Source organism: Streptomyces sp. x-80, assembly GCF_046549095.1.
Taxonomy (GTDB): domain Bacteria; phylum Actinomycetota; class Actinomycetes; order Streptomycetales; family Streptomycetaceae; genus Streptomyces; species Streptomyces celluloflavus.
In genome coordinates, this window is sequence record NZ_JAJPWM010000018.1 from 1 (window position 1) to 24,023 (window position 24,023).

The following is a 24,023-nucleotide window of genomic DNA, read 5'->3' on the forward strand; positions in this document are numbered from 1 at the left end:
GCGACCCTGCGAGCGTGGGAGCCGTCCGAGAGGTTCGAAGAGATCAGTCAGGCCCACCTCCTCCTTGGACGACGACCGAGCGCCCGCGGCGGGCGGTGACCTTGACGAGGCTCAGCTGGGAAGGTCTGGCCGACCCCGGGCACCTCCCCCGTGGGCTGCGGGCGCTGGCGGTCGGCGGGGACCGGCTCGCGCCCGCGGAGGTGGCGGACCTGCTGGCCGCGTGGCCGTCCGCGGAGCTGTACCTGACCTACGGGCTCACCGAGGCCGGGCCCCGCGTGTCGACACCGGCCGCGCACGCCGAGCCCGCGCACCGGTACGGCTCGATCGGCCGCCCGCTGCCCGGGGTGCGCGCGTCGCTGCGCGAGGTACGGGACGAGGTGGGCGAGGTACGGGACGAGGTGGGCGAGCTGCTGGTCGAATCCGGCACCGTACTGCTGCGACGGGTCGGGCAGCACAGCGAGCGCGTCCTGCCGGGACCGCGGACCATCGCCACCGGGGACGCCTTCTCGATCGACGACGGCTATCTGACCTTCCACGGACGGCTGTCGGACCTCGTGGTGCTGCGCGGCGAGAAGGTCTCGCTGAACACCGTCCGGCAGGCCGCACACGCCATCCCGGGGGTGGTGCACTGCGTGCCCAAGGTGGTGGACGAGGGCGGCACCCAGGTCCTCGACGTCCATCTGTCGGTCACCGACTCCCTGCCCGGCGGGGAGAAAGCGGTACGCCGCCTCCTCAACTCCCAGCTGCTGCCCGCCGAACGCCCGCGCGCGGTCTTCATCTCCGCCGCCGACCCGGAGAGCTTCCGCAAATGACCCTCCGCCTCGGCTGGACCGTTCCGACGACCCTGACACCCGCCGGACTCCGCGAGTTCGCGGTCACCGCGGAGAACCTCGGGTACCACCACCTGTCCGTCCCGGAGCACCTGGTGTCCAGCGCCCCCGCCTACGAGAGCCTGACGCTGGTGGCGTTCCTGGCCGCGGTCACCACCCGCATCGAGCTGGCCACCGCGATGACGATCCTGCCGCACCGCCCGGTGGTGCTCGCCGCCAAGCAGGCAGCCCAACTGGCCCATCTCAGCGGCGACCGGCTGCGGCTGGGCGTCGCCGTCGGATCCGATCCCGCCGAGTCCACCGCCCTCGGCGTCGCCCCGGGCGCCCGCACGGCACTGTTCGAGGAACAGATCCACGCACTGCGCCTGCTGTGGACGCGGCCGCAAGCGGATTTCGCCGGCGCGCACCTCGCGTTCTCCGGCGTCACCCTCACCCCCCGGCCGCGCCCGATCCCCCTCTGGCTGGGCGGCGGCACCCCGCGCACCGGAGGCAGACCGCGCTCACTGCACCGGATCGCCACCCTCGCCGACGGCTTCACCATGTCCGGCCTGCTCGCCAACCGGGTCAACCGCGGCGGCGCACTCATCGCCGATCTGCACACGGCGGTAACCGAAGCCGGCCGCGACTGAACCACCTTCGGCATCGAAGCCCGCCTCCACCCCACCCCCGGCCAACCGGCCACCTGGCGCACCCTCGCCCACTCCTGGCACTCCGCCGGCACCACCCACCTCACCGTCACCACCGACGACATCGCCCTGCTGGCTCCGGTACATGCGGCGGTGAGGGGGTAGGGGGGCGTTGCTGGGGGCGGGAGGCCACGGCGATCGGAGCGCCGGCCAGGAACCCGGCGAATCCAGGAGGCGAGGGCCGCCACGGCGAAGCTGGAGGCGAGTCCCCTCCGCCGCAGAGCACGGAGCGGGCGAAGGCGGTGAAGGTTTCGCCGGGTGCCGCCTGCCGCGGCTCTGTGCGGTCTCCGTGATCCGACCCCTTGGACGGCTCACTCCGCGAAACGCGCACGAGCCCGCGCCGCCTCACTTCCCGTCAGGGGCAGGCGATGACCTGTGCCGCGTAGCTGAGGCCCGCACCGAAGCCCATCAGCAGGATCGCGTCCCCGGGCCGGACCTGGCCGAGGTCGATCAGCCGGGACAGCGCCAACGGCACGGAGGCCGCCGAGGTGTTGCCGGTCTCCACGATGTCCCGGGCCACGGCGGCGTTCGTGGCGCCGAGGCTCGTCGCCAGGCGTTCGATCATCCGCAGGTTCGCCTGGTGCGTCACGAAGCCCTTGAGGTCGGCCGGGGCGATCCCGGCGCGTGCGCAGGCCGCTGCCGCCACCGCGGCCAGCTCCGAGGTCACCCAGCGGTAGACGGCCTGGCCCTGCATGGTCACGCTGCCGTGCCGGTCGGGGATGGCGACCAGCCCGGCCTTGTCGCCGTCCCCGCCCCACTCCACCGGATGGATCCCCGCCCGCTCCGCGGCGACGACGACCGCGGCACCGGCCCCGTCGGCGAAGACGGTGGCGGTGTCCACGTCTCCCTGGTCCACCCAGTCGGTCATCCGCTCGGCCCCGATGACCAGGGCACGGCGGCTGGTGCGGGAGCGGATGAGGCCGTCGGCGACGCCGAGGGCGTAACAGAAGCCCGCGCAGGCCGCGTTGACGTCGAAGGCCGCGATGCGCGGGACACCGAGGAGCGCCGCGACGGACGCCGCGCCGCTCGGCATGGGCGACGGCATGGAGCAGGTGGCCAGGACCAGCAGATCGATGTCGGCGGGAGCGAGACCCGCCGTCGAGAGCGCTTTGGCCGCCGCGCCGGCCGCCATCCCCGTGACGGTCTCCTCCGCTCCGGCGAACCGCCGCTCGCGGACGCCCACCCGTCGCTCGATCCACTCGGCCGTGACGCCGAGGCCCCTGCCCAGCTCTTCGTTGCCGACGACCCGTTCGGGGCGGACGCCGGCGACGGCCGCGATCCGGGAACCAGCCGCGGCGCCGAAACCGGTCAGAGCGGATGAATTGGACGACATACGGTCACCTCTAGCTGTCTGCGACGGCGGATGGTCCGTCGGGCATCAAAAATTCGACCCTCCGGGACCCTGAATACGGGCGGCTTTTTGCACGGAGCCGTCAATTCCACTTGACGGAGAGATTCCCTTACCCGCATCCGACTCCGCACACGGCCGCGAACCAGAGGAGGGAGGACTGATTGAAGGGCCGGATTGCGGTGCGGATTGCCTTTCGCCACCCCTGCGGAGAATTCCGCACGAGGACCGAAAGGCGCGCGTCCGCCCCTCGGTGACCACCACCGCGGGGCCGGACCGAGCCACCCGCCACGGCGAACCCGCATGTCAGCAGTGGCAGTTGAGCGCTTGACCAATTATGATGGCGACCACCGAATTCATCGGAGAAGGCTTGAACGGAGCACCACCTCGCCTTACGCTCCCTGGACGCACCGACGCGCATGTGCGTGGAATCCAGTTCCGACTGGCGGCCCTCACCGTGGGGGTACAGTGGAGTGATGCACGTCACAACAGCGGCCGGCCGGTTCGGGTGCTGTCTTATTTCCTGTCGGGTCGAAGGGGGAATAGCGGTTGTGTGCAATAGATCGGTCCCGTTCCTCCCGCGGTGACGACTTCCTCAAGGAGTTGGAGAACGCATGCACGGGGAGAGGCTTCAGGTCGGCGGGGGCATCGGTAGGCGAATAGGGGGCGGTGGCGGCCGCCCGGCATCGGGGGAAGGGTCCGTCCTGCAGGTGCTGACGCCACGGGAACTCGAAGTGTTCAGCGTGCTGCCGGACGGTGAGGGGAACCGGGAGCTCGCCCGCCGGCTCGGCATCGCAGAGCGGACCGTCAAGGCCCATCTGACCAGCATCACGAGGAAGCTGGGGCTGCGGTCCCGGGTGGAGGCCGCACTCCTCTCCGCGGAGTGGTCGGACGACCTCCGGCCCGATCCGAAGGACCTCGACAGGCCGTAGTGGCACCTTCATGACTGAGTCCCTTCCGGCAGGGGCGGCAGGCGGGCCGCCCGGACCTCACGACACCGACACGGACGATCCGCTCGGCACGGCGGACAGGACCGACGCGGTCGACGTGTGGACGCTGTGGATTCCGGACCACGCCGCGGCAGCCGCCGCGCGCTCCGGGATCCTCGACACCGAAGAGGCGGAGCGTGCCGCCGGGTTCCAGGACCCAGCGGCGCGCAGGCGCTTCGTCACCTCCCACGTGGGGCTGCGCGTGCTGCTCGGCGTCCGTCTCGGCACCGCGCCACAGGACGTCACCCTCGTCCGCGAGCGGTGCGGGATGCCCGGCTGCGAGAAGCCGCACGGGCGTCCCGCCGTCGCCGGTCACTCCGGGGTGCACTTCTCGCTCTCGCACGCCGGGGACATCGCGCTCTACGCGCTGGCCGCCTCGCCGGTCGGGGCCGACATCGAGTCCCTGGAACTGGTCGGCGGCGGCCTCGAACGGATGGCCCGGCGCCTGCATCCCGACGAGCGGCGCGCCCTCGACACCCTGCATCCGACGGCGCGTCAGGAGGCGCTGCTGGGTTGCTGGGTGCGCAAGGAAGCCTTCCTCAAAGGGATGGGCACCGGACTGCCCGGCGGGGTCGGCGCCCACCACGTCGGCCTCGCCGCGGCACTGGCCCCACCCTGGGCACCGCCCGGGCCCGACGGTTGGGCCCTTCTCGACGTGCCCGCGCCCGACGGCTGTCACGCGGCCGTCGCCCTGCGTCTCCAGGGTCCCGCGGGACGGGGACGGATCCCCACCATACGTACCTCCCGACTGCTGATGGAATGACTGGGGCGAGGGGCACACGGCTCACGTCCGGACGACTGGCCGGCGTGGGAGACGTGGCCGCGGAGCCCGGCAGAGGTGGACGGGATGAACAGCGTGCCGGGCAGGACACCTTCGAGTCGGCCGCTCTACCGCTCCGCCGCCGACTTGACCACTTTGTTCAACCGGTGCATCCGGGTCGCCAGGCTCATCCGGCCCTCCAGGCGGAACGCCGGCGGCTGCCGTCCGTCCACGTCGGCAAAGCCGTACTCGACCGCCAGGTCACCGGTGCTGAGCACCTTGCCCGTGCGCTCCACCACCTCGGGGTCCGCAAGCAGGGCCGCGATCGCCCGCCCCACGTACTCCGGGGAGTGCACCACCGACGCGGGGCCGTCGCCCATCGCCTCCCAGGCCGCCTCCACCCGCTCCGTACGGACGAAGCCCGGGTGCAGGGAGAGCGCCGCGACGCCCTTCTTGCGCAGGTCGGCGGCGAAGCCCCGGCACAGGCGGTCGGACGCCGATTTGAAGACGTCGTAGCCGGCCTGGCCGAGGTAGATGTCGCCGTCGGAGAAGCTGATGCCGACGATCAGGCCGCTCCGCTGCGGCAGCATCAGCGGGACGAGCCTGCGAGTGACGTCGTACTGCGCGCGCAGCGACGTCTCGAAAAGTTCGTAGCGCCACATCGGCTGGTCCCAGAAGGGCGCGTCGAAGCGGACCTCGGAGGAACGTTCGTAGCCTCCCCAGGCGTTGTTGACCAGCAGGTCCAGCTTGCCGTGGTCGGCCTGGACACGGGCGGCGAGCGCCTCGTTGTCCGCGGCCGCTCCGTGATCGCAGCGCACAGCGATGCCCTTGCCGCCGCGCCCGGTGACCTCCTCGGCGGTGTCGTCCACCGTGCCGGGCAGTCCTTCGGTGCGCGCGCCGTCCCGAGTGCTGCAGCCCGTGACGTACACGGTGGCGCCCGCAGCGCCGAGCGCGAGCGCGATGCCGCGGCCCACGCCACGGCTGGCGCCGGTGACCACGGCCACCTTGCCGCGCAGGTCAGGCGAGTTCCAGTCCTCGTTCACAGCATGTCCTTCCGTTCGTCCGGCCGCTTGGACCGGCCGCTCACTCCGGCCGCGTGACCCGGCCGTCCGGTCTAGCCGAGGTGCTCCGCCGCGTACTCCAAGCTCTTCAAATAAGCCGCCCTGTCGTCGACTTGTGGAATGCCATAGCGCTCGCGCAGCTCGGGCATGGAGGTGGGCAGCACACCGCCGCTGCACCGGGTGACCTCGCTGACGTCGCGCAGGACGGACAGGTAGGAGCGGGTCCGCGGGGCGGTGTTCCCGATGGCGTCCGGGGCGAGCTCGTCGGCGTTCACCACCGGCGGCGGCAGCAGCGAACGCCCACGCCCGGCGGCGTGCTCGGCCAGCACCCGCAGGCAGGACTCCAGGTCCATGGCCTCCGGACCGTACGTCACCCAGAACTCGCCTGCGTCGTCGCTCAGTTCGATGGCGCGCAGGACCGCCTTGGACAGCAGGTCCTGCGGGACGAAGTCCATCCGGATGCCCGGGTGCACGGGGACGAAGGGCGCCCTGCCGCGGCCCAGCCAGTCCGACATCAGCTGCACGATCTGGCCCTGCGAGGTCCAGCCCGTGGTGGAGTCGCCGATGAGGTTGGTGGGACGGAAGACGGTGTGCCTCACCCCGCTGTCGCGCAGGACGCGCTCCGCCTCCCGCTTGGAGCTGATGTAGTTGCGGCAGACGTTGTCCGCGCCGAGCGGCACGGGCGCGGTGTCCGCGAGCGCGGCGACGAACGCCGTGCTGATGAAGTGGACGGTGGCGTCCGCCCGTTCGGCGAACTCCGCAACCCGTCGGGTGCCCTCGATGTTGATCGGGCGGTAGTCCTCGGCGGGCAGGCCCCACTCCGTCAGGCCCGCGGAGTGGATGACGACATCGACCTCGGCGACGAGGGCGGCGTAGCTGTCCTCGCAGAGGCCGAAGCGCTCCGCGGTCATGTCCAGGCGCACCGACCGCGCGTCCCCGGCCTCGGGCACCGGCGTGCTGTGGGTGGCGACGACGAACCGCGGGCCGTCCGGCTCCCGCAGGAGGGAGCGTCCGACGACCCCGGACGCGCCGGTCAGGAGGACGGTGGGGCGAGCTTCCGCGCCGCTCACGGTACGGCTCATGCGCGGGAGTCCTTCCAGTCCATCAGCCGTGCCACGGCACGGGCGCCGGCGAACAGGACCGGGTCGGGCGGGAAGGCGGCGGGCGGCTTACGCCGCTCGTCGTCCACGAAGAGCAGCCGCGAGAAGTCCGTGTCCTTGCCGAGCGTGAGGTCGCGAAGGACCTTGCCCCCGGTGTGGGTGGCCGCGATGCCGTTGCCGCAATAACCGTATCCGTACAGGATGTTGCCGCCGCCGAGCCTGCCGAAGTGCGGGGCGAAGTCGCGGACGACATCGGCGGTCCCGCCGTACGCGTAGCTGAACTCCACGTCGCCCCACATCGGGAAGAACCGCAAGAACTCCCGGTGGATCTCCCGGTAGACCTCGGGCCGGTTCATGTTCCGCTGCCGCTTGTCCCTGCCGTAGTAGTACGGGGTCGGGCCGCCGGCGAACATGATGCGGTTGCCGTGCGTGAAGCGGGCGCAGGTCAGCAGTGACTTGGCCTCGACCAGGCCCTCGCGCCCCTCCCAGTTCACGCGTCCCAGCTGCGCGTCGGAGAGCGGCTCGCTCACCATCGCGTACGTCCAGATCGGGATGACCTTCCTGCGGAACGGCGGGAAGGCGTCCATGTGGACGTTGGTGGCCAGGACGACCTTGTCGGCCTTGACCTGCCCGCCGGCGGTCACGACAGTCGGCCGCACTCCCGGTTCCACGCGCAGGCAGGGCGAGTTGTCGTAGATCGTCACGCCCTTCTCCCGCACCACGCGGGCGATGCCGCGGGAGAGTTTGAAGGGGTTCACGAGCGCGCCGCCGGTGCGCATGCTGCCGAGCACCGCGGGTGAGCCGATGACGGCCCGGGACTCCTCGCGCGGGAGGATCTCCGCCTGGGCGGCGCCCATCCGCTCGGCGAGAGCGCGGTCGTGTTCCAGCCGCTTGAGCTGGGCGGCGTCGGTGGCCACCATCAGGTAGTCGTTGGCCTCGTACTCCGCGTCGACGCGGTTCTTGCGGGCAAACCGGCCGATTTCCAGGATCGAGCGGCCGACCGCCTGTGATGCCTCAAGCGCGCGCTGGAGCCCGAATTCTTTCACCAAAGCTTGGATGTCTTTGCCGATGGTTGGCGTGACGAATCCGTCGGCGCGGCCCGAGGCGCCGTAGCCGGAGTGGTTCGCCTCGACGATGCGGATGTCGAGCGCGGGCTCGGCCTCTTTGAGGAAGTAGGCGGTCCAGAGTCCCGTGAAACCGCCGCCGACAATACAGACGTCGCAGTCGACGCGTTCCCGGAGAGGAGCCTCGATGGTGACTTTTTCGGTGTCGTGCCAATAGACGACGTGCTTGTACGCGTTCAAATGAGTGCTCCTCAAGAGGACCCGCCGGTGGAGCTGTCGGTCACACGGCTTCGAGGACGATCCTCGACAGGCCCAGATGACGGTTCCTGAAGTGGCCGACCGTGGAACTCAGATATCGCTCGTAGTTGGCGACGTTTTCCTCGCCGGCCACCTTCACGGCCTGATCGCGGTTGGCCCGCAACCGGTCGAACCATTCCTGGCAGGTGCGGCTGTAGTGATCCGGGTCGTTGCGCAGATGGACGACGTCAAAGCGCTTCTCGCTCGATTCGAGAACCTCGGAGAGCGCCGGAATCTCGGACTCCGGGAAAATGATGTCGACAATGAAAAGCAGGTCCCGCACGGTCTGCTTGTCCATCTGGACGTTGTTTCCCTTGATGTTCGTCTGCAGCGCGATCCTGCCGCCCTTGGGCAGCCAGGCGCGGCAGCGCTCGAAGAACTCGCGGTACGCGGCGACCCGTTCGGCACGGGACAGGCCGGTGCGCGCGAAGTGCTCGAAGGCGCCGATGGAGATGATCGCGTCGTACCGCTCGGCGGGCTCGTGGTCGAGCCAGTTCTCCACCCGCACCTCGGTGCGCTCAAGTGCCAGCTCACGCAGGCGTTCCGCCTGGCTGTCGCTGAGGGTGAGGCCGACGGCCTGCTGCACGCCGTGCGTGCGGACCAGCCGTTCGAGCAGGCTTCCCCAGCCGCAGCCGACGTCGAGGACGCGGCGCGCGCCGGCCGCCCGCGCACCGTCGATGAGGTAATCGAGCTTGCGCTTCTGGGCGCTTTCGAGCGTGTCGCCCTCGTCCCACAGCGCACATGTGTACGTGAGGTCCGTGTCCAGCCACAGCGCGAAGAAGTCGTTGGAGACGTCGTAATGATGCTTGATGGACTCCGCGGTGGCGCCCTGGTAATCGATGGCCGTCACGCGGCGGCGCTGCCCTGCTGGGTTTCCTCGGCGAGCTTCACCAGGTCCGCAACCGTCTTCACGCTCGCGGCCTTGCTCTCGTCGAATTCGATCTCCAGGTCGTCCTCGATGGTGTAGACGATGTCGGCGATCTGCAGGCTCGACAGGCCCACGGAGTCGAACGCGGTGTCCTCGTTGAGGGTGTACGAATTCGCCTTGCTGCCGAGCTTCTTGGCAATGCGGACGCACACTTCTTCAGCAGTGATCACGGAACAGCCTTTCCGGTGTACGGTGATGGGATGACCGGGGTTCTGTAAGCCCACGATCCGGCTGATGCGCCAGGAGTTCGAGGGCGAGATTCCGGAGTAATGACCTCTGAGGCGCGGGCTGAAGCCGCACGGCGTATCTCGTCCGTGCACTCGTCCTTCACCTTGCGGCGGACGGCTCCGGCACGGGAGTTGCCACAGTACCCAGACGTCCGCCGGCCGACTATTGCCCTTAAGGGCAATGATCGTTCTCAGCCTGGTTGTTGCTGGCGAAAATGAGTCCGAGATGTTTTGCTTGCCCCGGCTCACCTGTCCGGCGGCTGCCGCACCGCGCAACTGGGCATCGAGTGTTGCGTCCGGTGCGAGCATCCCTTCGCGACCTCCCGAACCCGTACAGCTCCGAGGAGATGTGAAATGGCTGAGGTAGACCTTTCGGCTGGCACGGTGGAGTATCAGGACACCGGCGGTGAGGGGCCGGTCGTGGTTCTGCTGCACGGTGTCGCGATGGACGGCTCTCTGTGGCGGAACGTGGTGGCGCCTCTGCGTTCCGACTTCCGGTGCGTGGTACCGACGTTGCCGCTGGGTGGTCACCGCCGGCCGATGAAGCCGGACGCGGACCTGTCGATCGCGGGCGTGGCCCGGCTGGTCGCGGAGTTCCTCGACCGGCTCGACCTGCGCGACGTCACGCTGGTGATGAGCGACTGGGGCGGTGCGCAGGCCCTGGTCTCCGAGGGCAGGGACGAGCGGATCGGGCGCCTCGTCATCACCTCGTGCGAGGCGTTCGACAACTTCCCGCCGGGCGTACCCGGAAGCAACCTCTTCACCTCGGCGAAGCTGCCGGGCGGCATAAACCTCGCCTTCAAGCTGCTGAAGTGGAAGCCGATGCGCCGGCTGCCCATGACCTGGGGCTGGATGAGCAAGCGGCCGGTCCCGCACGAAGTGATGAACGGCTGGTTCGAACCGCTGTGGACCTCCAAGGAGGTCCGCCGCGACCTGCGCAAGTACGTGCTCGGAGTGCCGTCGAAGAGTGAACTTCTCGGCTGGGCCGAAAAGTTGCGCGACTTCGACCGGCCCGCTCTCGTGGTCTGGGCCGCCGAGGACAAGGTGATGCCGCCCGAGCACGGACGCAAGCTCGCCGAGCTGCTGCCCAAGGGCCAGCTCGTCGAGATCGAAGACAGCTACACCCTCATTCCCGAGGACCAGCCGGAACAGCTCAGCGCGCACATCCGGTCCTTCCTGCTGACGGGCAAGGCCACCTCCTCGTAGGAGGCTCCCCGGAGGAGTGCCTCCCAGCGGGAGGACGGCCTCCCACCAGGGCGGACGACGGAACTCTGTGGCCGTATCCCGTATACGGGAGCGGCGGCGAGGCGCGGGGGCGCAGGGAGACGACGTGGAGGACGGCATGGCTGACCCGATGGACGAGCGGACCCGGCGATCAGAGCCGGACCAGGACGTGCGGGCCGGGGAGTCCGGGGCTGCCGAGGGGGTGGCGGGGCGCCTGGCCGGGCTGCCGGCCGACCGCCGCTCGGCGGCCCTGCTCGACCTGGTCCGCGAGGAGACCGCGGGCCTGGCGGGCACGGACCCGCTCGGCATCGACCCGGAGATGGCCTACCGCGACTACGGCTACAACTCCCTTGCGGCCGTGGAGCTGACCAGTCGGCTGAGCCAGGCCACCGGCCTGGAACTGCCGCTCACCCTGCTCTTCGACCACCCGACGGCGGCCGCCGTGGCGGAGCACCTGCTCGGCCTGCTCGGCTTCGCGCACCCCGAGGACGACGCCCCGGCGGCGGAAGCAGCGGACGCCGGCGCGGGCCCGGACCCCGACGATGACCCCATCGCCGTCGTGGGCATGGCCTGCCGGTATCCGGGCGGCGTGGCCTCCCCCGACGACCTGTGGGACCTGGTGGCCGCCGGCCGCGACGTCGTCACGGACTTCCCCCGCGACCGGGGCTGGGACCTCGACGGCCTCTTCTCCACCGACCCCGAGCAGCCCGGCACCAGTTACGCCCGCACCGGCGGATTCCTCGACCCGGTCGCCGACTTCGACGCGGAGTTCTTCGGCATCGCGCGCCGCGAGGCCCTGGCGATGGACCCCCAGCAGCGGCTGCTCCTGCAAACCGTCTGGGAGACCCTGGAGAACGCGGGCATCGCCCCCGGCGGCCTGAAGAAATCGCGGACCGGCGTGTACGTGGGCAGCAGCGGCCAGGACTACGAGAGCGTGGCGCGGTCCGGCCCCGGCGAGTTGGAGGGCTACTGGGGCATCGGCTCCGCGGGCAGCGTCCTGTCGGGCCGGGTCGCCTACGCTTTCGGCTTCGAGGGGCCGGCTCTCACTGTCGACACGGCCTGCTCGTCGTCACTGGTGAGCGTGCACCTCGCGGTACAGGCCCTGCGCCAGGGCGAATGCACACTCGCCCTGGCCGGCGGCGCCACCGTCATGGCCACACCAAAAGTCTTCACCGAATTCAGCAGACAACGCGCACTCTCACCGGACGGCAGATGCCGCTCCTACGCCGAAGCCGCCAACGGCACCGGCTGGGCCGAAGGCATCGGAATCATCCTGCTCGAACGCCTCAGCCAAGCCCACCGCAACAACCACCGCATCCTCGCCCTCATCCCAGGCACCGCAGTCAACCAGGACGGCGCCAGCAACGGCCTCACCGCCCCCAACGGCACCTCCCAACAACGCGTCATCACCCAGGCACTCACCACCGCACGACTCCACCCCCACGACATCGACGCCGTCGAAGGACACGGCACCGGCACCACCCTCGGCGACCCCATCGAAATCGACGCCCTCACAGCCGCCTACGGCCACAACCGCCCCACCGCACAACCCCTACGACTCGGCTCACTCAAATCCAACATCGGACACACCCAAGCCGCCGCAGGCATCGGCGGACTGATCAAAATGATCCAGGCACTCCGCCACGAAACACTGCCCAAAACCCTCCACGTCGACCGGCCCACACCCAAAGCCAACTGGCCCGACAACGGCATCTCCCTCCTCACCGAAACCACCCCCTGGCCACGCAGCCAACGCATCCGCCGAGCCGGAGTATCCGCCTTCGGTATGGGCGGGACCAACGCGCACGTCCTCGTGGAGGAGGCACCCGCCGTGCAGGCGGAGACGCCGGGGTCCGGACTTCCCTCCTCCCTTGCGACGCCTCCCGTGGTGCCGTGGGTGCTCTCCGCCAAGACGCCCACCGCCCTGCGCGCCCAGGCACGCCGCCTGCACACCCACCTCACCACCACACACCCCCACGCCACCCCCACCCAGATCGGCGCCGCCCTCGCCCACACCCGCACCCACTTCGACCACCGAGCCACCCTCACCGGCACCACCCGCACCGAACTCCTCGACGCGGTCGCTGCGGTCGCCCGGGGCGAGGAGGCGGATCAGGTGACCCGGGCCCGCGCCCGCGCCGGGAAGACCGTCTTCGTCTTCCCCGGCCAGGGCTCCCAGTGGATCGGCATGGGCCGTGAACTCGCCGCTGCGCACCCGGTGTTCGCCGAGGAGTTCAGCGCCTGCGCCGACGCACTCGCGCCCTACACCGACTTCTCACTCGACCAGGTCCTGAGCGGAGCGCCCGATGCTCCCCCGCTGGACCGGGTGGACGTCGTGCAGCCCGCGTTGTTCGCGGTGATGGCGGCGCTCGCCGCGCTCTGGCGCCACCATGGCGTGCACCCGGACGCCGTGGTCGGGCACTCGCAGGGCGAGATAGCCGCCGCGTACGTCGCCGGGGGCCTCTCGCTCCAGGACGCCGCCCGCGTCGTGGCGCTGCGCAGCAAGGCCATCGCGGAGATGGCGGGGCGGGGCGGCATGGCGTCGATGACGGCGTCGCCCGAGCGGCTGCTGCCGCTCCTGGCGGACTGGGACGGACTCATATCGGTCGCCGCCGTCAACGGCCCCTCGTCCATGACGGTTTCCGGGGACTCCGACGCCCTGGACGGGCTGCTCGCCCGCTGCGCCGCCGAGGACATCTGGGCCCGGCGGGTCCCCGTGGACTACGCCTCGCACTCCCCCCAGGTCGAGTCGCTCAAGGAGCGTCTGGCCGAGGTTCTGGCACCGATCGCGCCGCGCTCCGCAGAGGTGCTCTTCCACTCCACGGTCACCGCGGGCGCGTTCGACACCAGTGGCCTCGACGCCGACTACTGGTACCGGAACCTGCGCCGGACCGTGCGGTTCGAGGAGGTCGTCCGCACGCTGCTCGACCAGGGACACACCACGTTCATCGAGGTGAGTCCGCACCCGATCCTCACCTTCGCGATGGAGCAGACGGTGGAGCGGGCGGGGGGACGGGAAGGCGGGACCGGCCGGGCCGCCGCGGCCGTCCTCGGCTCGGCCCGGCGCGGGCGGGAACATGCACAGTTCACCGCCTCGCTGGCCGCCGTGCACGCCCATGGGGCGCCCGTGGACTGGGCCGCGGTGTTCGATCCGGCCGCCGCGCGCCACGTCGAACTCCCCACGTACGCCTTTGAGCCGACGCGCTACTGGGCGGCGCCCCGGCCCGCCGCGGGCGACATCGGAGAAGCGGGACTGCACTCCACCGGACACCGGCTCCTGACCGCCGGAGCCGAACTCGCCGACGGCAGCGGGTGGGTGTTCACCGGGCGCGTCTCGCGGGGCACGCACGGCTGGCTGGACGACCACTCGGTCTACGGCACCGTACTGCTGCCGGGCACCGCCTTCGTGGACATGGCCGTCCTCGCCGCCTCGCACGTCGGCTGCGACGTGGTCGAGGAGCTGACGCTGGAGGAGCCGCTGGTGCTCCCCGACGAGGGCGCCGCCGACCTCCAGGCATCGGTCGGCGCCCCGGACGCCCGGGGACGGCGGCCGGTGGCGGTCCACTCCCGGCCGGCCGACGCGGCGGGCGGCGGCGACTGGACGCGGCACGCCGGCGGCTTCCTCGCGCCCGCCCCGGCGCACCGCGACGACTCCCCCGGTCCCGCCTCCTGGCCCCCGTCGGGCGCCGAGCCGCTGGACGTCGACGGCCTCTACGACCGGCTCGCCGACCGGGGCTTCGGATACGGGCCCGTCTTCCGCGGGCTACGCGCGGCCTGGCGGCGCGACGGTGTGCTCCTCGCCGAGGTGGACACCGCGGCGGCCGGGGGCAGCGGGAACGCCGAGGGGTACGGGGTGCACCCGGCCCTGCTCGACGCCGCGTTCCACGCCCAGCTCACCGAACTGGCCGGTACCGACGGAGCGTCCGGGCAGGCATGGCTGCCGTTCACCTGGTCCGGTGTGCGCGTCGTCCGGGCGGGCGCCACGCACCTGCGGGTGTCCCTCACCACACTCGGCGAGGGCACCGTACAGATGTCCGCGGTCGACGCGGCAGGCGCCCCGGTGGTCACCGTCGACTCGGTCACGGCCCGCCCGGTGAACCCGGCCCGCCTGGCCGGCGCGCACGGGCCGGCCGATTCCCTCTTCCGCGTGGAGTGGCAGGCGGCACCGGCCCCGGACCCCGCCCCGGCCACCGTGTCCGGACGCTGGGCGGTCCTGGCCGAGGACGGGACGACCATGGCGTGCCCAGGTGCCGTGAGCGGCTCGGACGCCCCGCACCTCCCCACCTACACCGCCCTCCCCCACCTCGTCGCTGCGCTCGACGCGGGCAGACCCGTGCCGGACACCGTCATCGCGTTCGTGCCCGCGGCGTACGGCACGCCCACCGCGGAGGCGGCTCGCGCCCGCGCCCACCACACCCTCACGCTGCTGCGCGGCTGGCTGGCCGATGAGCGGTTCGCCGACGCGCGCCTGACGCTGGTCACCCGGAACGCCGTGGCCACCGCTCCCGGCGCGGCCGTCTCCCCCGACCTCGCGCCCCTGTGGGGGCTGGTACGCAGCGCGCAGTCCGAGCATCCCGGCCGCTTCGCACTCGTCGATCTGACCGGCGACGCCTCCGACGATCCCGCGCGCGTCCTGCCCGTCGCACTGGCCGCCGAGGAGCCTCAGGTCGCCGTACGCAACGGCGTGCTCCACGTCCCCCGTGCCGTCCGTGTCCGCGGCGCCTTCGGCGGGCCGCTCCCCTTCGACCCGGACGGCACGGTCCTGATCACCGGGGGCACCGGCGGACTCGGCGCCCAGCTGGCCCGGCATCTCGCCGCCGAACGGGGCGCGCGGCATCTGCTCCTGGTCAGCCGTCGCGGCCGGGACTCCGACGGCGTGCCGGAGCTGACGGCCGAACTGGCCGGCCTCGGCGCCCAGGTCACCGTCGCGGCGTGCGACGTCACGGACCGGTCGGCGACGGCGACGCTCCTCGCATCGGTCGACGCCACGCATCCGCTGACCGCCGTCGTCCACTCCGCGGGGGCGCTCGACGACGGCCTCCTGGAGACGCTGACGCCCGAGCGGCTGGACCGCGTTCTGCGGCCCAAGGTGGACGCGGCCCTGCACCTGCACGAGCTGACCGAGTCCGTGCCGCTCGCCGCGTTCGTCCTGTTCTCCTCGGTCGCGGGCACCATCGGCGGCCCGGGGCAGGGCAACTACGCGGCGGCCAACACGTTCCTCGACGCCTTCGCGCAGTGGCGGCGCGCCCAGGGGCTGCCCGCGCTCTCGCTGGCCTGGGGCCTGTGGGAGGAGGCGAGCGACATGACCCGGCACCTCGGGGACGCCGAGGTGGCCCAGCTGGGCAGGTCGGGGCTGGCGCCGCTCGCCACCGACGAGGGGCTGCGCCTGTTCGACGCGGTGCACGGCACGGAGGACGCCCTGCTGCTGCCTGCCCGGCTCGACCTGGCCGCCCTGCGTGCCCAGGCCCGCGAGGGCTCGCTACCCGCCGTGCTGCGGGCCCTGGTGCCGGCCGCGCAGGGGCCCGCGGGCCGGGAAGGCGCGGCGCTGCCCGTCCGCCTTGCGGCCGCTCCGCCCGAGGAGCGGGACGCGCTGGTGCTGGCGGCGGTCGCCGCGGAGGTCGCCGTGGTCCTCGGGTACGAGGACGCGGGCGCGGTCGACCCGGAGCGTCCCTTCAAGGAACTGGGCCTGGACTCGCTGGGCGCGGTGCGGCTGCGCAACCGGCTGAGTCAGGTGACCGGCCTCTCTCTGCCGTCCACCCTGGTGTTCGGCCACCCGACGGTTCCCGCGCTCGCCGCGCATCTGCGCACGCTGCTCGACGAGCACGCCGCCGGGGGCCAGAAGGCGGCGCCCGGTGTGCACACGGATCTGGACCGCCTCGCCGGGCTGCTTCCGTCGGTCGCCGAGTCCGACGTGGCGGCCGTCCGCACGCGGTTGCGGTCCCTGCTCGCGGCGCTCGACGACAGGGGCGGCGGCCTGCGCAGGGAGCGTATCGACGAAGCGTCCGCCGACGACCTGTTCGACCTGATCGACAACGACTTGGGGGTGGGCTGAACCATGCCGGACGACGACAAGACACTGCGGTACCTCAAGCGTGTCACCGCCGAACTGCAGGCCACCCGTGAGCAGTTGCGGCAGGCCGAGCAGCGCGCGTACGAGCCGGTCGCGGTCGTGGGCATGGCCTGCCGGTATCCGGGCGGCGTGGCCTCCCCCGACGACCTGTGGGACCTGGTGGCCGCCGGGCGCGACGTCGTCACGGACTTCCCCCGCGACCGGGGCTGGGACCTCGACGGCCTCTTCCACGACGACCCGGACCACCCCGGCACGACATACGCCAGGGCCGGCGGGTTCCTGGAGGGGGCGACGGAGTTCGACGCGGAGTTCTTCGGCATCGGCCGCACCGAGGCCCTGGCGATGGACCCCCAGCAGCGGCTGCTCCTCCAGGTCGTCTGGGAGTCCTTGGAGGACGCAGGCATCGCCCCTGGCAGCCTGCGCGGTTCGCAGACGGGTGTGTTCGTGGGGACGACGGGCCAGGACTACGCCCAGTTGGCGCAGTCGGGTCCGGACGAGTTGGAGGGTTACTGGGGCATCGGATCGGCGGGCAGCGTGCTCTCCGGTCGCGTCTCGTACGTGCTGGGCTTCGAGGGGCCGGCTCTCACTGTCGACACGGCCTGTTCGTCGTCACTGGTGAGCGTGCACCTCGCGGTACAGGCCCTGCGCCAGGGCGAGTGCACACTCGCCCTGGCCGGCGGCGCCACCGTCATGGCCACACCAAAAGTCTTCACCGAATTCAGCAGACAACGCGCACTCTCACCGGACGGCAAATGCCGCTCCTACGCCGAAGCCGCCAACGGCACCGGCTGGGCCGAAGGCATCGGAATCGTCCTGCTCGAACGCCTCAGCCAAGCCCACCGCAACAACCACCGCATCCTCGCCCTCATCCCAGGCTCCGCAGTCAACCAGGACGGCGCCAGCAACGGCCTGACCGCCCCCAACGGCACCTCCCAACAACGCGTCATCACCCAGGCACTCACCACCGCACGACTCCACCCCCACGACATCGACGCCGTCGAAGGACACGGCACCGGCACCACCCTCGGCGACCCCATCGAAATCGACGCCCTCACAGCCGCCTACGGCCACAACCGCCCCACCGCACAACCCCTACGACTCGGCTCACTCAAATCCAACATCGGACACACCCAAGCCGCCGCAGGCATCGGCGGACTGATCAAAATGATCCAGGCACTCCGCCACGAAACACTGCCCAAAACCCTCCACGTCGACCGGCCCACACCCAAAGCCAACTGGTCCGACAACAGCATCTCCCTCCTCACCGAAACCACCCCCTGGCCACGCAGCCAACGCATCCGCCGAGCCGCAGTATCCGCCTTCGGCATCAGCGGCAGCAACGCACACGTCGTGGTGGAGGAGGCACCGCTCGACGCGTCCTCCGACACCGGGGCGGGGCTGGATCCGGAGGCCCTGCCGGTGGTGCCGTGGGTGCTGTCCGCCAAGACACCCACCGCCCTGCGCGCCCAGGCACGCCGCCTGCACACCCACCTCACCACCACACACCCCCACGCCACCCCCACCCAGATCGGCGCCGCCCTCGCCCACACCCGCACCCACTTCGACCACCGAGCCACCCTCACCGGCACCACCCGCACCGAACTCCTCACAGGGCTGGCGGCGTTCGGCGCGGGAGAACTGCCGGGCAACGCCTTCCTGGGAGTGGCGGCGCGGGCGCGGAAGACCGCTTTCCTCTTCTCCGGGCAGGGGTCCCAGCAGGCCGGCATGGGCAGCGGACTCGCCGCCGCCCACCCGGTGTTCGCCGACGCCCTGGATGCGGCCTGCGCCGAACTCGACCGGCATCTGGAGCTGCCCCTGCGCCAGGTGATGGACGCTCCCGAAAGCACCCCGGACGCGGAGCTGCTGCATCGCACGGGCTGGACGCAGCCGGCGCTGTTCGCCCTTGAGGTGGCCCTCTACCGCCTCGTCGAGTCCTGGGGTCTCACGCCGGACTTCCTGATGGGCCACTCGATCGGCGAACTGTCCGCCGCGCATATCGCCGGGGTGCTGTCCCTGGCCGACGCGAGCGCCCTGGTCGCCGCGCGCGGCAGGCTCATGCAGGCCCTGCCGGAGGGCGGCGCGATGGTCGCCGTGGAGGCGACGGAGGAGGAGGTCCTGGAGCGTCTGGGCGGCGACGGCCGGCTGGCCGTCGCCGCCGTGAACGGGCCCCGCTCGGTCGTCGTGTCGGGCGCCGCCGACCCCCTCGCGGCCTGGCTGCGACCGTGGCAGGAAGAGGGCCGCCGCACCCGCCGGCTGCACGTCAGCCATGCCTTCCACTCGCCCCTGATGCGGCCCGTGCTCGGCGAACTCGCGGCCGTGGCGAGCGGCTTGAGCTACCACGCGCCGACCGTGCCGATCGTCTCGAACGTGACGGGGGCCTTCGCCGACGCGGCCACTCTGGCCACGCCCGATTACTGGGTCCGCCACGCCGAGCGCCCCGTCCGCTTCCACGACGGGGTACGCCGCCTGGAGGGCGCGGGGGCGACGGCGTTCCTGGAGCTCGGGCCGAGCGGTGTGCTGACCTCGATGACCCGGCACTGCCTGCGCGACCCGGGGTCCGCGGTGCTCGTTCCCGCCCTCGACGGGCGCGCGCCCGAGCCCGCCGCGCTCACGACCGCGCTCGCCGAGCTGCACACGCACGGCGCGTGCGGCGACCTGGCGGCCCTCCTGCCCCGGGACGCGGCGCGCCAGGTGCCCCTTCCCACGTACGCCTTCCAACCGCGCCGCCACTGGATCGACGTGCCGCAGACCGTACGGAGCACGGATCCCGGCCCGTCCGCGGACCAGGCGGCTGCGGCACCGGCCGCGCAGGAACAGCCGGACCGGGACGAGCCGGAGCGGGCGGACCAGGAGCAGGACGTACTCGGGCTGGTCCGCACCCAGGCGGCCTTCGTCCTCGGTTACGAGGACGGTGCGCGGATCGACCCGGACCTGACGCTGCTGGAGCTCGGCATCGACTCGCTCGGCGCCGTCCGCTTCCAGCGGCGCCTGGCCTCGGTCACCGGCCTCGACCTTCCTGCCACCCTCCTGGTCGACCACCCCACCCCGGCGGCCCTCGCGGAGCACCTGCGGCCGCTGCTCGCCCCGAGCACCCCGAGCGGCCCCGCCGACCTGCTCAGGGACCTGCACCGGCGAGGACAACTCGGTGACGCCGTACCGCTGCTGCGGGCGGCCGCCGCGGGCCGGCCCGCCTTCTCCACGGACGAACGGCCCGTGGGCCCGTCGGAGTCCGTGCTGGTCTCCGACGGGCCCGCCACGCCCGCCGTGGTCTGTGTGCCGTCCTTCCTGGCCGGGTCGGGCCCGCACCAGTTCGCGCGGTTCGCCGCCGGATTCACCCACCGGCCACGGATGTCCGCGCTCACCCTGCCCGGCCTCGGCACCTCGCCGCTGCTGCCCGGCTCGTGGCGGACGGCGGTCGACAGCCTGGCCGCCGCCGCGCTGCACACCGCGGGCGGTGCCCCGCTGGTCCTCGCGGGGCACTCCATCGGCGGCGCCCTCGCGCACGCCGCCGCCGCATCGCTGGAGCGCGCCGGGCACCGCGTCGAAGGGGTCGTGCTGATCGACACGTACGAGCCCGAACCCGCCCAGCAGCAAGCGGTGTTCGCCTGGGCGATGGGCCGCATCCTCGCCCGGGACGGCGCGCCCGCCGACGTCGACGACGACGGTGTACTGGCCATGGGCGGCTATCTGCGGCTCTTCGACGACTGGGCGGCCGACCCGCTGACGGCGCCCGCGCTGCTCCTGACCGCGAAGCAGGGGCCCGACGCGCCCGACGGCGCGGCCTGGCGGCTCTGGCAGGCCGCGGACACCGTCACGCCCGTCACCGGCGACCACTTCTCGCTCCTTGAGGAGCACGCCGCTCACACGGCACGCACCGTCGAGGACTGGCTTCGAAAGGAACTGTCATGCAGCCCGTCGGCATAGTCGACTTCGGGAGCTATCTGCCCGAGAACGTGGTGGGACCCGAGTTCTTCCTGGACGGGAGCGCCCCGGTGGACCCGCTCGCCAACACCCCGCTGTTCCGTGTGCCCCCGGCCCGGCACCACGTCGCCCCCGGCGAGCGGGCCGCCGACATGATCGCCAAGGCAGCCCGGCCGGTCTTCGAGCGCCTCGGCAAGGAGCCCGCGGGCCAGGTCGACGTGCTGCTGACGAACGTGCTGCTGCCGGACGAACCGTTCATGGGCGTCGGCGCCCAGGCCGCGCACGCCCTAGGCATCGATCCCGAATGGATCGTGGACCTGCACAACGGCGGCTGCGCCTCATTCCCGTACATGCTCTCGCTGGCCCGGAAGATCATGGCCGACGGAGCGGCGCGCACCGCGCTGATCGCCAACGTGCAGAACACCGCGGGCCAGATGTTCGCCCAGTCCGAGGTGCGCAAGCTGTCGCACGCGCCGATCCCCGGCGACGGCTGCGGTGTGGCCTACCTGGAGGCCGGCGCGGGCTCGCCGCTCCTCGGGGTACGGACCCGTAGCATCCCCGCGTACTCCGTGGACCTCGGTATCAAGACCCCGGACGGGCGCAGGTACTGGGAGCCGGGCGAAGGCCAGATGGACATCGGCTTCGACGCCGACAAGACGACGGAGATCCTCCAGCGCGGCAACACCCTCGTCCCCGAGCTCGTCGGGAAGCTCTGCTCCGACCTCGGGGAGCAGCCGTCCGACATCGACGTGCTCGTCACCAACCAGCCGAACCGGATCTTCCTGAAGAACTGGCGCCAGGCCCTGAAGCTGGACGAGGCACGGCACTTGGACACCTTCGACCGCTACGGAAACCTGTACGGCGCCGCCGTACCCGTCACTCTCGACCGGGCTGCCCGCGCCGGAGACCTGCGCGACGGCGACCTCGTGGTGATGTCGGGGTTCGCGCACGCCGGTGACTTCGCGGCCGCCGCGGCGGTGCGCTGGAACGGCGCCTCATGAGCCGGCCGTCCCGGCAAGCCGGGCAGTCCGGCGGGACCGAGCGGCCCGACGCGGCAGAGCGGTCCGGTACGGCGGAACACCCCGGCGGAAACGAGGAGTTCGACGTCATCGTCGTCGGCGCCCGCTGCGCCGGGGCCACGCTCGGCGCGCTCCTCGCCCGCCGCGGTCTGCGAGTCGCCGTGCTCGACCAGGCCACCGAGATCCGCTCGACCCTCTCCTCGAACATCCTCCAGGCCGACTCCCTGGCGTTTCTGAACCGCCTCGGCGTGATGGAGCAGCTGCGTGCGGCCGGGGCCACCACCATGAGCCATGTCGACATGCGCCTGGAGGAGTTCCGCTGCCGGGCCGCGTTCCCGCAGGAGGCCGGCGACGTGGGCGGCGCGGCGTGCATCCGCCGCGAGGTCCTCGACCCGGTCCTGGTGGACGCCGCCCGCACGTCCGGCGCCGAAGTGCGGCTGGGCACCCGGGTCGTCGGGATGATCCGTGAGAGCGGCCGCGTCACGGGGGTCCGGGCGGTGTCGGGCGGCGTCGAGACACAGCTGCGGGCCCGCCTGGTGGTCGGCGCGGACGGACGCAACTCGAAGGTCGCCGAGGCGTGCGGGTCCCGCATGTACCACGTGAGTTCCGGCGAACGCAGCTACTACTGGACGTACTTCGAGGGCGCGGACACCGGTCCGCGGCCGACCTTCGTCTTCCACCGCTGGGGCGACCGGCACATGCTGGGCGGCCCTGCCGACAACGGCCTCTACATCGTGGGCGTCTCCCCGCAGCGGCACGAGCGGGAGAGCTTCCGCGCCGACCTCGACGGCTCCGTGCGCGCCCACGCGATGCGCTGCGCGCCGATCGCCGAGGCCCTCTCGGGCGCCACCAGAGCGAGCCGGATCTACGGCATCCGGCGCTTCTTCGGCTACTTCCGCGAGGCGGCAGGCGCCGGCTGGGTGCTGCTCGGCGACGCCGGGCACTTCAAGGACCCGGCGGGCGGGCGCGGCATCGGCGACGCCTTCCACCAGGCGGAACGGCTCGCCGACGCGGTCGGCGACGCCATCGGGTCGGGCGTCCGGCTCGACCGCGCCGTCGCGGAGTTCGGCCGCTGGCGGGACCGCACGTACGCCGAGTACTACGGCCTGGCCGCAGACCTCGGTGTGGCCGGACCCATCGCGGGCGTCGTCCCGCGGGTCGTGCGCGGGCTGCACGCGCGCGGCAAGGTCGACGGCGTCCTGAACCTGCTGAGCCACCGGTCCTCCGTCCTGGAGGTCCTCACCCCGGCGCGGGTGCTCGGCGCCACGGGAGGGCACCTGCTGGGCGCCCCCGGCCAACGCCGCGCCACGCTCCGCGAGCTGGGGCGGCTCGCGGCCACCGAGATCCGGCGCAGGAACGCGATGCGCAAGCCCGTCTTCCAGAGCGGCCCGGCGCCGCGCCCCGTGCAGCAGGACACGCCCGAACCGGAGCTGAGCCGATGACCAGCACGATCCCGAGCACCGCCGCGCGCGGCCACCTTCCGCCTCCGGGCGTGGAGCTGGCCTTCGAGCAGACGGTGCCCCGCTCCCTCGCCCATCGCAGGCAGATCGGCGAGGTGTTCGTCACCGACTCCGCGCAGGGGTCCGACGACGACTTCCACCTCTCCTTCCAGATCCCCCGCGCCCACAGCCTGTGGTCGGACCAACGACCCGGATTCCACGATCCGTTCGCGTCCGCGGAGGCCGCGCGGCAGTCCATCTTCGTGCTGCTGCACCGCCATTTGGGGGTTCCCCTCGGGCTGCCCTTCAGCCTCCAGCGGATCACGCTGCGGGTGACGGACCCGCAGGCGTACGCCCACGACGGGACGTCGGCGCTCCAGGGTTACGTGCATTACCGGGTCGTCGAACGCCGGAGCAAGGGCTCCGACGTGGTGGGCATGGTCCTCGAAGGCGCCATGGAGATCGGCGGGCGCCCGGCCATGACCCTGAGTGCGGTGCTCGCCTTCATGTCGCAGGAGGACTACGACATCTTCCGGGCCTTCCAACGGGCACAGAAGCCGGTGGCCGACGCCCGCCTGACTCCGGCACGGCGGCTCGACGCCGGCCTGGTGGGGCGCGAGAACCCGCGGAACGTCGTCATCGGCCTGCCGGGACCGGAGGCGCGGACGGACGGCGGGCCCGGCGACGGCGCGTTCCGCTGCCTGCTGGCGGCTGATCCGCACCACCCCGCCTTCTTCGACCACGAGTACGACCATGTGCCGGGCCCGCTGATGGTCGAGGGCATGCGGCAGGCCGCCGTGGCCGCGGCCTGCCGGGCCGGGGCGATGGCCACCCCGCACGCCCTCACCGTCGGCTGCGAGGCAGCCTTCCTGGACTTCGCCGAGTTCGAGGCCGACCTGGTCCACGAGGCGGAGGCCGGCGCCCCCGGCGCGGACGGCCGCGTCCCGGTGGCCGTGGTCCTGCGGCAGTTCGGCAAACCGATCGTCGAGGGCCGCATCGACCTGCTTCCCGACGCGGCCCCGCTTCCCCCATCGACCGCGCGAGCGCACGGAGTCTGATC

At 72.0% G+C, this 24,023-nt stretch carries 16 protein-coding genes; 10 read left to right on the top strand and 6 right to left on the bottom strand.

Going from position 1 to position 24,023, the window contains the following annotated elements:
- The first annotated feature begins 101 nt into the window (after positions 1-101).
- Both ACLJWH_RS30470 and ACLJWH_RS30475 read left to right on the top strand, forming a co-directional pair.
- The gene (locus ACLJWH_RS30470) at positions 102-812 is read left to right on the top strand and encodes an AMP-binding protein (protein ID WP_411145002.1); all 711 of its coding nucleotides are present in this window, start codon (positions 102-104) and stop codon (positions 810-812) included.
- Positions 809-1,459, top strand: coding sequence for an LLM class flavin-dependent oxidoreductase (locus ACLJWH_RS30475; protein WP_411145003.1), 651 nt, complete (start codon positions 809-811; stop codon positions 1,457-1,459). Before ACLJWH_RS30470 ends, ACLJWH_RS30475 begins: the two co-directional genes overlap by 4 nt.
- A gap of 412 nt (positions 1,460-1,871) precedes the next feature.
- Here ACLJWH_RS30475 and ACLJWH_RS30480 read toward each other — a convergent pair whose 3' ends face one another.
- Entirely contained in the window at positions 1,872-2,849 is a 978-nt protein-coding gene (locus tag ACLJWH_RS30480; protein ID WP_131125208.1) for a beta-ketoacyl-ACP synthase 3, read from the bottom strand.
- Between the two features lie 629 nt (positions 2,850-3,478).
- On the opposite strand from ACLJWH_RS30480, the gene ACLJWH_RS30485 reads away from it, so the two are divergent.
- On the top strand, positions 3,479-3,796 hold the full coding sequence (locus tag ACLJWH_RS30485) for a helix-turn-helix domain-containing protein (RefSeq protein ID WP_411145004.1): 318 nt from the start codon (positions 3,479-3,481) through the stop codon (positions 3,794-3,796).
- A 10-nt stretch (positions 3,797-3,806) separates the two neighbouring features.
- Positions 3,807-4,616: a 4'-phosphopantetheinyl transferase family protein gene (locus ACLJWH_RS30490; protein WP_411145005.1), complete on the top strand. Its 810-nt coding sequence runs from the start codon at positions 3,807-3,809 to the stop codon at positions 4,614-4,616.
- A gap of 125 nt (positions 4,617-4,741) precedes the next feature.
- On the opposite strand, the gene ACLJWH_RS30495 is transcribed toward ACLJWH_RS30490, so the two are convergent.
- The 5 genes from ACLJWH_RS30495 to ACLJWH_RS30515 all read right to left on the bottom strand — a co-directional run bounded on the left by ACLJWH_RS30495 (position 4,742) and on the right by ACLJWH_RS30515 (position 9,233).
- Positions 4,742-5,656: an SDR family NAD(P)-dependent oxidoreductase gene (locus ACLJWH_RS30495; protein WP_411145006.1), complete on the bottom strand. Its 915-nt coding sequence runs from the start codon at positions 5,654-5,656 to the stop codon at positions 4,742-4,744.
- Positions 5,657-5,727: 71 nt separating this feature from the next.
- Complete coding sequence (locus tag ACLJWH_RS30500) at positions 5,728-6,756, bottom strand: SDR family oxidoreductase (protein ID WP_411145007.1); 1,029 nt, start codon at positions 6,754-6,756, stop codon at positions 5,728-5,730.
- Entirely contained in the window at positions 6,753-8,078 is a 1,326-nt protein-coding gene (locus ACLJWH_RS30505; RefSeq protein WP_381711256.1) for an NAD(P)/FAD-dependent oxidoreductase, read from the bottom strand. Before ACLJWH_RS30505 ends, ACLJWH_RS30500 begins: the two co-directional genes overlap by 4 nt.
- Before the next feature lie 40 nt (positions 8,079-8,118).
- Complete coding sequence (locus ACLJWH_RS30510; protein WP_411145008.1) at positions 8,119-8,985, bottom strand: class I SAM-dependent methyltransferase; 867 nt, start codon at positions 8,983-8,985, stop codon at positions 8,119-8,121.
- Positions 8,982-9,233 carry an acyl carrier protein gene (locus tag ACLJWH_RS30515; RefSeq protein WP_052860299.1) on the bottom strand — a complete coding sequence of 84 codons (252 nt, stop codon included), beginning with the start codon at positions 9,231-9,233 and terminating at the stop codon, positions 8,982-8,984. The genes ACLJWH_RS30510 and ACLJWH_RS30515 overlap by 4 nt, the downstream gene beginning before the upstream one ends.
- 411 nt (positions 9,234-9,644) lie before the next feature.
- Between ACLJWH_RS30515 and ACLJWH_RS30520 the strand changes: the two genes are divergently transcribed.
- The 6 genes from ACLJWH_RS30520 to ACLJWH_RS30545 all read left to right on the top strand — a co-directional run bounded on the left by ACLJWH_RS30520 (position 9,645) and on the right by ACLJWH_RS30545 (position 24,021).
- Positions 9,645-10,496 (top strand): alpha/beta fold hydrolase, encoded by an 852-nt coding sequence (locus ACLJWH_RS30520; RefSeq protein WP_094792096.1) that lies wholly within the window; start codon positions 9,645-9,647, stop codon positions 10,494-10,496.
- Positions 10,497-10,632: 136 nt separating this feature from the next.
- Positions 10,633-16,566, top strand: a complete 5,934-nt coding sequence (locus ACLJWH_RS30525; protein ID WP_411145009.1) for an SDR family NAD(P)-dependent oxidoreductase — start codon at positions 10,633-10,635, stop codon at positions 16,564-16,566.
- 3 nt (positions 16,567-16,569) lie between these two features.
- Entirely contained in the window at positions 16,570-20,508 is a 3,939-nt protein-coding gene (locus ACLJWH_RS30530; protein ID WP_411145010.1) for a type I polyketide synthase, read from the top strand.
- A complete protein-coding gene (locus ACLJWH_RS30535; RefSeq protein ID WP_411145011.1) occupies positions 20,490-21,506 on the top strand; it encodes a 3-oxoacyl-ACP synthase III family protein in 1,017 nt (338 codons plus the stop codon). The genes ACLJWH_RS30530 and ACLJWH_RS30535 overlap by 19 nt, the downstream gene beginning before the upstream one ends.
- Positions 21,503-22,966: an NAD(P)/FAD-dependent oxidoreductase gene (locus ACLJWH_RS30540; protein WP_411145012.1), complete on the top strand. Its 1,464-nt coding sequence runs from the start codon at positions 21,503-21,505 to the stop codon at positions 22,964-22,966. The genes ACLJWH_RS30535 and ACLJWH_RS30540 overlap by 4 nt, the downstream gene beginning before the upstream one ends.
- Positions 22,963-24,021 (top strand): AfsA-related hotdog domain-containing protein, encoded by a 1,059-nt coding sequence (locus ACLJWH_RS30545; protein WP_411145013.1) that lies wholly within the window; start codon positions 22,963-22,965, stop codon positions 24,019-24,021. The genes ACLJWH_RS30540 and ACLJWH_RS30545 overlap by 4 nt, the downstream gene beginning before the upstream one ends.
- The last annotated feature ends 2 nt before the right edge of the window (positions 24,022-24,023 follow it).

Excerpts from the sequence above, each read along its gene's own strand:
- ACLJWH_RS30475 (WP_411145003.1), top strand. The coding sequence starts at position 809 with ATGACCCTCCGCCTCGGCTGGACCGTTCCGACGACCCTGACACCCGCC.
- ACLJWH_RS30480 (WP_131125208.1), bottom strand. The coding sequence starts at position 2,849 with ATGTCGTCCAATTCATCCGCTCTGACCGGTTTCGGCGCCGCGGCTGGT.
- ACLJWH_RS30485 (WP_411145004.1), top strand. The coding sequence starts at position 3,479 with ATGCACGGGGAGAGGCTTCAGGTCGGCGGGGGCATCGGTAGGCGAATA.
- ACLJWH_RS30490 (WP_411145005.1), top strand. The coding sequence starts at position 3,807 with ATGACTGAGTCCCTTCCGGCAGGGGCGGCAGGCGGGCCGCCCGGACCT.
- ACLJWH_RS30500 (WP_411145007.1), bottom strand. The coding sequence starts at position 6,756 with ATGAGCCGTACCGTGAGCGGCGCGGAAGCTCGCCCCACCGTCCTCCTG.
- ACLJWH_RS30520 (WP_094792096.1), top strand. The coding sequence starts at position 9,645 with ATGGCTGAGGTAGACCTTTCGGCTGGCACGGTGGAGTATCAGGACACC.
- ACLJWH_RS30525 (WP_411145009.1), top strand. The coding sequence starts at position 10,633 with ATGGCTGACCCGATGGACGAGCGGACCCGGCGATCAGAGCCGGACCAG.
- ACLJWH_RS30530 (WP_411145010.1), top strand. The coding sequence starts at position 16,570 with ATGCCGGACGACGACAAGACACTGCGGTACCTCAAGCGTGTCACCGCC.
- ACLJWH_RS30535 (WP_411145011.1), top strand. The coding sequence starts at position 20,490 with ATGCAGCCCGTCGGCATAGTCGACTTCGGGAGCTATCTGCCCGAGAAC.
- ACLJWH_RS30540 (WP_411145012.1), top strand. The coding sequence starts at position 21,503 with ATGAGCCGGCCGTCCCGGCAAGCCGGGCAGTCCGGCGGGACCGAGCGG.
- ACLJWH_RS30545 (WP_411145013.1), top strand. The coding sequence starts at position 22,963 with ATGACCAGCACGATCCCGAGCACCGCCGCGCGCGGCCACCTTCCGCCT.